Here is an 8040-nt window from a genome sequence, read left to right as displayed (position 1 = left end):
TGGCTATGGTAGGCGCTTGCCAGCCCCCATTCCGGACTTTCACCGTATAGATGACGCCCATGCTGGGCGTACCAACACAAAGAGCGCACAAGGGACAATGCCCTTGGCGCTCTTTTTTAAATGAAACGAAACCTTAAGTATGTTATCTCAGCATAATGGAGCCGCCGTCCACCATAAGTGTTTGGCCAGTCATGTAATCGGAATCAGAGCTTGCCAAGAATACAGCCACGCGTCCGATATCCTGCTCGGGATCCCCCATCTTATTGAGCGGAATCTTGTCAATCATGCCTTGATATTCTTCCGGAAATGCCTTGCTCCACTGTTCAACGCCTGGTGTCAATGCAATAGGGCTGATCAGATTGACATTAATGCCATCAGGTCCCCATTCGTTTGCGGCCACGCGAGACAGTCCCCGAATCGCTTCTTTAGCTGCTGCATAGGAAGCCTGAGTCACCATGCCGGACAGTCCGGCACCGGATGCAAAGTTGATTACCTTACCTCGGGTAGCTTTCAGATGAGGATAACATTCCTGCATAAAATAGTAAGTCGAATAAAATCCGGTATTGAACGACAATGCCATCATTTCATCGGTCGTATCCACAAGGGGAGCCTGCTTGGACACATGCGCGTTGTTCACAAGGATATCGATTTTGCCGTAGGTCTTAATAACGTCGCCCACGATATCCTTAATCGAAGCTTTATTCGAAATATCACCATTGATAAACATCGAATCGCTCAATTCTTTCAGCGCCTTCTCCGTTTCGTGCCCTTACTCTTCATTCACGTCCACAATAACGACTTTGGCACCTTCTTTAGCCATTGCAAGAGCCATGCCGCTGCCGATGCCGCCGGCACCACCTGTAATAATCGCTACTTTGTCCTTCAATCTCATGCTGTATATGCCTTCTTTAGTAAAAATGATAGCTCCCTGTTAACGATAGATCATTCCGCAGAGAAATTCAAATTTCAAGCATATTGTCCCACCGAAACAAGATAACATGCCTTTGTAAGGATATAAAAAAAGCAAGCCCCATATGAAGTCTGGAACTCACTTTTAATATTCGATATGATTCGTTCAGGAAGGTAATCTTACTCCGATTACCCGTTGATCAGCAGTTCCTTTAACTGCTTAATCTGCTTGCGCTCGCCTGCAAGTACCAGCGTCGATCCCGCCGTCAGGACGTCATCCGGGCCCGGATTGATTTTCTGCTCATTGCGATTCACGATCGCTAGTACATTAACACCCGTTCTTTGGCGAACTCCTAGCCCTGCAATGGACTTACCCACACATTGATAATGCGGCTCGATGCGTGCCCATTCGATAATGAGATCATCGAGTGCAACTTCGATCGTCTCCAGCGCTTTTGGTTTATAGGTCATACCACCGATAATGCCGGCAATCTGTCTAGCCTCATCATCCTCTAATGTTATCTGGGAGATGGTCTCCTCAGGATCATCATCTTCAAAATGGTACAGCTCGCGACGGCCGTCATCATGAATAACAATAACAAGCTTATCCCCTGATCTTGCTTGAATAAGGAATTTTTTACCGATACCCGGCAGATCAGATTCACGAATAATACTCATATGCAAATCCTCCGTTCTGGCTTCATTCAATCTCTAGATTATATAGATTAGTTGGAAGAAAGTAAATCATCCTTCTCCGTTCTCCTGCTTTTCTTTCCTTTTCTTCACTTTCTCCACAGGATCACTCCACTTGAATATCTTATTCGCTCCGCGGTATATGCGTTTCGATTCCTTGGCTAGCAGAGGACCGAGAATGGCAAGAATGAGAACATACAGTGCCGAGAATGGCTTCAGCATGACGGATAGTCCGCCAGCGAGTCCCACATTGGCTACAATAATCGTGAACTCCCCGCGCGCCATAATGGTCAATCCGATATTCAGCGAGGATTTATGCGACAGGCCAGCCTTCCGTCCCGCTATCATACCAGCAATAAGGTTTCCGATAATGGTCAGGACTACTGCACCGAGCGCAAGCCATAATGCATCTCCCAGCGTGGTCGGATCAATGCCAAGACCGAAACTGAAGAAGAATATGGCTCCAAAAAAATCACGGAAAGGAATGACCAGCTGCTCAATGCGTTTGCTATGTTCCGTCTCGGATAATGCCAGTCCGAACAGCAGCGCACCGATGGCTTGAGCGACGTGCAGCGTCTCCGAAAAACCGGCGATAAAGAACATGGATGAAAAGACCACGATAATAAAAATTTCGCTGGATGTAATATTCAGCAATTTATTCAGTAAAGGCGGACCCTTTCTCGCGATAACAAAAAACAGCAGCATATAGCCTATGGATATACATACTGAGATAATCGTTGCCCCTACCGACGTGGCTCCGCCTAACAACAGTCCCGACATGATCGATAAGAATACAGCAAGGAAAATATCATCGAACAAAATCATGCCAAGAATAAGCTCAGTCTCCGAATTACCGGTACGCCGCAGATCGACCAGCACCTTCGCAACGATTGCTGTTGAGGAAACAGACAGCATCCCTGCAATGATCAGTGTCTCATACAGCGGCATGTTGATCACAAATCCGTAGGCCAAGCCCAGCACAAAGTTCAATATGACATATATGGTTCCGCCTACCACAATGTTGCGTCCGGACTTGATTAATTTTTGAACGGAGAATTCAAGACCAAGGTAAAAGAGCAGGAATAGTATCCCGATCTGTCCCAAAAAATCAATAATTCCCTGACTCTCAATAAACTTGAAGTCTAGAATGCCTATTGTTGGTGCATGTGGACCTACAAGCATCCCGAGAACAATCAAGAACGGTATAATCGAGAACTTGAGCTTTCCTGCAATAATGGAGGCTATTGCAACCAGAATCAGAGCTGTTCCAACCTCAAACATCATATGGTCCATTTAAGACCTCCTCCTCAAATTTTGACTTCTGGCCATCATTTATATTATACATAAAAATGCATACTTTTTCAAAAAGACTGCATTCTTTTTTATCAAATAACCCATATAAGCCAGATCGGGCTACATTCTCCCAAGCCTTAAATTTAATAGTATTTTCATGATTTCCAAAAGCTTTAAATACTATCCAAATTCATTAACATGCATAGAATTATGAATAAATATACATATAAACTTGAATAATTATTCATTTCATCGCATCAAATGGCAGGTAAAAAAATCCATCATGCCTCATCATCACTTCCAAAGCTCAGCTCCCCCACCATGTTTTTTTGGATTCACTACACAAGCAAAAAGCCCCATGGCTGTGTCCATGGAGCTTCTTGTTTATTTGGCGTTTTATTTATTTAAACCATCCTTTTTCCTTAAAGCGAGTAATCGCTTCTATACGGTTGCTAACCCCCAGCTTATCAAGAATAACGGAAATATAATTCCGCACGGTACCCGTTGTAATAAACAGCTGATTGGCAATTTCCTTTGTATTCTTACCGTCCGCAATCAGGCCCAGCACTTCCTTTTCCCGCTCCGTCAGCGGATTCTCTTCACGGGAATACGCTTCATCTACAAGCTCCGAGGCGTATATTCGCCTGCCTGCCATAATGCTTCGAATGGATGCAGCAAGTTCCTCGCTAGGGCTGTCCTTCAGCAGGTAGGCGTTGGCGCCGGCCTTCACGGCACGCTCGAAATACCCCGGCCGGGCAAAGGTCGTCAAAATCATTACCTTGCAGGCATAGCCCTTTAACTCTTCGGCAGCCTCAAGTCCGTTCATCATCGGCATCTCAATATCCATGATACAGATATCCGGTTTATGAAGTTTGACAAGCTGTACGGCATCCTTCCCATTACCTGCCGTCCCGACCACCTTCATATCTTCTTCCAGATCAAGCAGAGAGGCCAGGGCTCCAAGCAGCAAACGCTGATCTTCAGCAATGACAATTCGGATCATATTCCCGCCTCCTTATCCTGCATTCTAAGCACATTAGGTACACGTAGGACCAGCGTAGTCCCCTTGCCGGAAGTGAGCTCCATGCTTCCGTTTACGAATTCAAGCCGTTCTCTCATCCCCCGCAGTCCATTTCCGCGATTTCTCGCATCAATCACGAACCCTGTTCCATTGTCCTTCACCCTCGCAACGAGATCCGTTTCCGTGGATTCGATCACAATAGAGCAAGCCGTGGCATTGCTATGTTTCACTATGTTATTCACGGCCTCTTTCAGGCACATGCTGATCACATTTTCATTCATTAACGACAGATTTTCCGGCTCCAACGTACCCTCAAAGGTTAATTCAATCTGTGCAGCCTTTAGAATTTGCTGAATACGGAAAATTTCATCCGTAAGCCGGGTTCCCCGCATTCGCGTCACCATCTCGCGCACTTCCTGGAGTGCTGTTCTGGCCGTCTGGCGCACATCGTTGATCTCGGCCTGGGCTCTTTCCGTATCTTGCGTCATCAATTTACCGGCCAAATCACTTTTGAGGCCAATAAGAGACAGTTTCTGTCCGAGCGTATCATGCAAATCGCGGGCTATCCGCTGACGTTCCTCCAGCTTCACCAGTTCCGAAATCCGTTTGTTGGCATCCTCCAGCTGACCCTGCAGCTGATCATTCTTATTCCGGTTATAGTTCGTCACGGGCAGCAGAATCACCCCGACAACACTGACAAGCATAAATGGCAGCTGTGTGATGAAGAACGGATTCCGCGTTAACAATCCATAATTGACCGTTATGATGGTCGTAACAAGATGGATCGAATACAGCGTGATAAAACCGGCCTTATTCTTGATGTTCCCGATGAAAAATGCGAGGAACAACGAGAAATAGATATACCCGAATACCAAGGACATCGTAATCGATATCAGAATTTGCAGACTCGTCCAGAAGTAGACGAGCCAGCCTTTGGCCAGAAATGAAAGTACATAGAAAGCAAAAAACATTACAATCATCAGAGTTCCGAAAATGACCTGATAGGTCGAGGTGGACCGAAAGATGAAATAGAACGGTAGGATATAGAAAACGACCCATACATAAGGGCTTAACCCCGTACTTTTATGAAAGATCTGATACCATTTCTGCATGGAGCCCCACCCTCTGTCCATTCAAGCTTTGCTTTCACCTAACGGAAACGAACGCGTGCTTGCTTTCTATTCCTATTATACCCTGTCCTGTTATACCCTGACCGCTGCCATTAACTTGATTTATTCACCTTGTACGCGCGGACGTGGGCCCGCCATTTTTTTCTCGGCTTTTGCCATGACCACCGTTTCCTGTGGTCTACGAAGCGATTGACGTGCATCTTTAAACGTGACGAATACCTTCTTCTCTTCATCCCATAAGCGGAAGCGAATGGATTTCAAACTTGTCTTTAACGTAATCGTTGTTGCCTTTTGCAGCGGAGGAGCGGCTTCATGCGCCTTCTCCAGATTATAATTAGGAACCTTCGGGCTAAGATGATGAACGTGGTGGAAGCCAATGTTGCCCGTGATCCATTGCAGGACCTTCGGAAGCTTATAATAAGAGCTGCCTTCTACGGCTGCATTGATATAGCTCCACTCTTCATCATGCTCGTAATACGTTTCTTCGAATTGATGTTGAACGTAGAACAACCAAATGCCCAGCATCCCCGATACCATGAATATAGGAGCTTGAACGAGCAGGAATGCCTGCCATCCAATCGCCCAGCACAGCAATGCATACAGCGCAACAATCGAAATATTCGTTATATAGTTACTGATCTTCTCCTTGCGTCTCGCACCTTTACGGTTAAAACGGTAGGTTATCAGAAAAATAGCAATAGGACCCAGTCCAAACATCACAATCGGATTACGGTAAACCCGGTAGTATAGACGCTGCCAAAAAGAAGCCGCCCCATACTCTTCAACGGTCAATACCCACATATCGCCGATTCCCCGCTTATCGAGGTTGCTGCTCGTCGCGTGATGAATCGCGTGCGTGTTCTTCCATTGTTCGTAAGGACACAAAGTAATTACGCCAGTAATCGTGCCGAGAATTTTGTTCGCCTTGCGGCTTTTGAAGAAAGATCCGTGACAGCAGTCATGGAATATGATAAACGTCCGGACAACAAACCCCGATGCAATAACCGCTATGGGAATGGTAAGCCAGTACGATACGGACAGGCTTAAATAGGCTGCATACCATAGCAATATCAAGGGAACCAGTGTATTGAAAAGCTGACCTATACTCGCCTTTGTGTCAATTTCTTCATAAGGGGCAACGTTCTTTTTCAAGCTGGATAGTTTGTTATCGGGTTTAGCCATAGTTGTCTTCCTCCTCGAAATGGCGCAAGGACGTTATACATGTATCACGCACTTGTCTAACTTAATTATAGATAGAATGTCACGCGTGTCGTAGTCATAAACGTCATTTCGGGAGTATGACAAATATCATATATCGGTGCGGGAATCCGCCGGGAAGGCAAGTCCGATCTGGCGTCTGGCTTCCTCCATAATCTCAGCGGTAGTGAGCGTATTGGCGTATGTATTGACTGCGCTCTCCCGCTCGCCACAGCGGATTAAATCGATAAATTCCTGTGCTTCATAATACATCGATTCATGTGTCTGCAGCTGGGTTACATTCTCGATGGTTCCGTCACGATAGCGGATCTTCACATCATAGGGCTGATTGATCTTGTCAATGATCATTGTGCCGTTCTCGCCCTGGATTTCGGTCGGCGCATAGGAATCGCTAATCTTGGAATGCATAATAACCGCATCCATCTCGGGATAGGACAACAAGAGACTGCCTTCGCCATCCACACCGGAGGATAACATATAACCCGAAGCCTTCACAGCGTCCGGTTTACCGAAGAGGGTCACCATCGGATACAGGCAATAAATTCCCAGATCCATGAGTGAGCCATTGGAGTATTCAGGATTAAATGCATTGAGAACCGTTCCTTGCTTGAAAGAATCGTACCGGGAGGAATATTGGCAATAGCTAGCAAAATAGCGCCGGATCGGGCCGAGCTTGTACAGATTGTCCCTGACGGTCTTGAAATTCGGCATCAAGGTGGACTTCATAGCTTCCATCAGCAGAACATTGTTCTTCTTTGCAGCTTTGATCATGGCAGACACCTCGGCTGCATTGGAGGCCATTGGCTTCTCGCACAGGACATGCTTTCCATGATTCATGCATAGTATCGCCTGGTCTACATGATACGAATTGGGACTCGCGATATATACCGCGTCAATCTCATCATCCTGCAGCATTGCCGCAAGGTCCGTGTACACTTTCGGGTCTGCATACTTGGCCGCGAAGGCCTTACCCTTGTCCTCCGTTCGGGAATATACCGCAGCAAGAATAAACTCTTCCGTCTCCAGAGCGGCTTGAAGAAACCGCTCGGTAATCCAGTTTGTGCCGATAATGGCAAAACGGATATTCATCCCTAATCCCTTCCCTTCTCATTTTCGATTTATATGCCCACAATCATTGCGCCCATCCTTCAAAAGAAGAAATTTGTTCGCGGGCCGAATCCGGGATACGCGTGCTCTTGCCTGTTGCCGTATCGATCAATACGATCGTCCCGCGTCCGGCAGCCTTTAAGGCGCCGTCCACCACAATCGCATACTGGACGTCCATGGAGGAACGCCCGATCTCAGCCACCCGAACATGAAGTCTAAGCGGATCCTTGAGATACAATTGTGCAAGATACTGGCATTCCAGATCTGCAACGACCGACACCTGCTTATCGCTGAACAAATCCTCCGTTAATCCCAAATTCTCGAAATATTCAATGCGTCCCTGTTCAAAATACATAAAGTAGCTCACGTTATTGACATGGCCCAGCATGTCTGTTTCGCAATACCTGATCTTGATCGGAATTTCAAAGTGAAACTTGTCCAGCCAGGCCTTGGGGTCTGGTTGTATGAAGGTTGTTTTTTTCATGATGAGTCCCCTTTCTCTTTATAAGAGGAATTTATTGTGAGTTAATTTAATGATTAGCCTTATACAAGGATAATGAATCCAAGTTGAGTACGTCAACTAATTATCCAAATCATGGAATGCTATACAGGATAACCTCAATTATGTATGAAAAAAGACCATCCGCTCCAGCAGCATGCTCACTGGAG

General features: G+C 46.2%; 7 protein-coding genes and 1 pseudogene. All 8 read right to left on the bottom strand.

The features are described from left to right. Positions 1-142: 142 nt before the first annotated feature. A pseudogene (locus tag AM231_RS01780) lies at positions 143-892 on the bottom strand (SDR family NAD(P)-dependent oxidoreductase). 206 nt (positions 893-1098) lie between these two features. Further along, positions 1099-1587: a cation:proton antiporter regulatory subunit gene (locus AM231_RS01775; RefSeq protein WP_054401045.1), complete on the bottom strand. Its 489-nt coding sequence runs from the start codon at positions 1585-1587 to the stop codon at positions 1099-1101. Positions 1588-1653: 66 nt separating this feature from the next. Further along, positions 1654-2895 carry a cation:proton antiporter gene (locus AM231_RS01770; protein WP_053489589.1) on the bottom strand — a complete coding sequence of 414 codons (1242 nt, stop codon included), beginning with the start codon at positions 2893-2895 and terminating at the stop codon, positions 1654-1656. A 400-nt stretch (positions 2896-3295) separates the two neighbouring features. Next, positions 3296-3898 carry a response regulator transcription factor gene (locus AM231_RS01765; RefSeq protein WP_054401044.1) on the bottom strand — a complete coding sequence of 201 codons (603 nt, stop codon included), beginning with the start codon at positions 3896-3898 and terminating at the stop codon, positions 3296-3298. Continuing rightward, positions 3895-5028: a sensor histidine kinase gene (locus tag AM231_RS01760; RefSeq protein ID WP_053489591.1), complete on the bottom strand. Its 1134-nt coding sequence runs from the start codon at positions 5026-5028 to the stop codon at positions 3895-3897. The genes AM231_RS01765 and AM231_RS01760 overlap by 4 nt, the downstream gene beginning before the upstream one ends. Positions 5029-5148: 120 nt before the next feature. Then, positions 5149-6228: a Delta(5) desaturase DesA gene (desA, locus tag AM231_RS01755; protein ID WP_054401043.1), complete on the bottom strand. Its 1080-nt coding sequence runs from the start codon at positions 6226-6228 to the stop codon at positions 5149-5151. 126 nt (positions 6229-6354) lie between these two features. Beyond that, positions 6355-7353: a Gfo/Idh/MocA family protein gene (locus tag AM231_RS01750; RefSeq protein WP_054401042.1), complete on the bottom strand. Its 999-nt coding sequence runs from the start codon at positions 7351-7353 to the stop codon at positions 6355-6357. 43 nt (positions 7354-7396) lie between these two features. Then, a complete protein-coding gene (locus tag AM231_RS01745; RefSeq protein ID WP_054401041.1) occupies positions 7397-7855 on the bottom strand; it encodes an acyl-CoA thioesterase in 459 nt (152 codons plus the stop codon). Positions 7856-8040 lie beyond the last annotated feature (185 nt).

The sequence above is a fragment of the Paenibacillus solani genome, assembly GCF_001277345.1.
Classification (GTDB): Bacteria; Bacillota; Bacilli; order Paenibacillales; family Paenibacillaceae; genus Paenibacillus_AQ; species Paenibacillus_AQ solani.
The sequence above is the reverse complement of the archived record's forward strand: the minus strand, read 5'-3'. Positions and strand labels throughout refer to the sequence as shown.

Excerpts from the sequence above, each read along its gene's own strand:
- AM231_RS01775 (WP_054401045.1), bottom strand. The coding sequence starts at position 1,587 with ATGAGTATTATTCGTGAATCTGATCTGCCGGGTATCGGTAAAAAATTC.
- AM231_RS01770 (WP_053489589.1), bottom strand. The coding sequence starts at position 2,895 with ATGGACCATATGATGTTTGAGGTTGGAACAGCTCTGATTCTGGTTGCA.
- AM231_RS01765 (WP_054401044.1), bottom strand. The coding sequence starts at position 3,898 with ATGATCCGAATTGTCATTGCTGAAGATCAGCGTTTGCTGCTTGGAGCC.
- AM231_RS01760 (WP_053489591.1), bottom strand. The coding sequence starts at position 5,028 with ATGCAGAAATGGTATCAGATCTTTCATAAAAGTACGGGGTTAAGCCCT.
- desA (WP_054401043.1), bottom strand. The coding sequence starts at position 6,228 with ATGGCTAAACCCGATAACAAACTATCCAGCTTGAAAAAGAACGTTGCC.
- AM231_RS01750 (WP_054401042.1), bottom strand. The coding sequence starts at position 7,353 with ATGAATATCCGTTTTGCCATTATCGGCACAAACTGGATTACCGAGCGG.
- AM231_RS01745 (WP_054401041.1), bottom strand. The coding sequence starts at position 7,855 with ATGAAAAAAACAACCTTCATACAACCAGACCCCAAGGCCTGGCTGGAC.